Here is a 918-nt window from a genome sequence, read left to right as displayed (position 1 = left end):
CCGCTTAGTGTGATTTCCTCGTTTGTTCGCTCATTGATTATACATTTCTGAGTATCTATCGATAAAAAATTTCGTTGATAAAGCTAATCAGCCTTACCCATGAAACAGTCATTATCCTTCACGATGACAAAGAAAACGGCCGAAGAAGAGATCGATGACTAAAAGATGCACTGATGAGACTGTTCGTTTGCAATGGCAAAGCAGTAGACGATCAAGCCAAAGACACAAAATAGCTTCAATCATATTACCGAGGGCCCGAGAATAGTGTTTCTATTTGCGTTCTTGAACTTGAAGAGCTCAATGACACCTTCTGATCACACTACAAACCGGGAATATAAAAAAGCACCGTGGTTTTTACCAAAGCCCTAAATGAGAATGCCACTTTGAGAGTTATTGGGGCTGTCTGGGTGGGGCTGTCTGGGTAGAGACACCTAGGTCAGCGATATATTGAGGCAAAGCCTCAAACAACAGAAACAAAAAAGCCCCAGTCTCTCGACTAGGGCTTTGAAGGTGGCTCCCCCTGCTGGCCTTATCGGGGGCGCCTAGCTGGGGCCGCCCAGGTCAGCGACATATTGAGGCAAAGCCTCAAATAACAGAAACAAAAAAGCCCCGGTCTCCCGACCAGGGCTTTGAAGGTGGCTCCCCCTGCTGGACTTGAACCAGCGACATACGGATTAACAGTCCGCCGTTCTACCAACTGAACTAAGGGGGAATTGATTGTTCAACGAATTCACGTTGGACACCAATATGTGGTTGCCTGTGAACGGAGTCGGCCACGCACAGCTAGGTACTGACACATGTATGCGAAGCATACACAGCATTCAGCACCTTTTTGTAATGGTGCCTCGAGGCGGAATCGACCGCGCCCGGCTAGGGACCGACACAGGTGTGCAAAGCACACAATGGATCCAACACCCA

At 48.1% G+C, this 918-nt stretch carries 1 protein-coding gene and 1 tRNA gene; one reads left to right on the top strand and one right to left on the bottom strand.

Annotated elements, in window-relative coordinates; all coding sequences use genetic code 11:
- Positions 1-636: 636 nt before the first annotated feature.
- Positions 637-712: transfer RNA gene (locus A8L45_RS23325), tRNA-Asn, on the bottom strand.
- Between the two features lie 5 nt (positions 713-717).
- On the opposite strand from A8L45_RS23325, the gene A8L45_RS25125 reads away from it, so the two are divergent.
- Positions 718-918 (top strand): hypothetical protein (locus A8L45_RS25125; RefSeq protein WP_217492219.1); only part of this gene is annotated, 201 nt, incomplete at its 3' end.

It is taken from the genome of Veronia pacifica (assembly GCF_001707825.1).
GTDB lineage: Bacteria > Pseudomonadota > Gammaproteobacteria > Enterobacterales > Vibrionaceae > Veronia > Veronia pacifica.
This window is presented reverse-complemented; position numbering and strand designations above follow the sequence as displayed.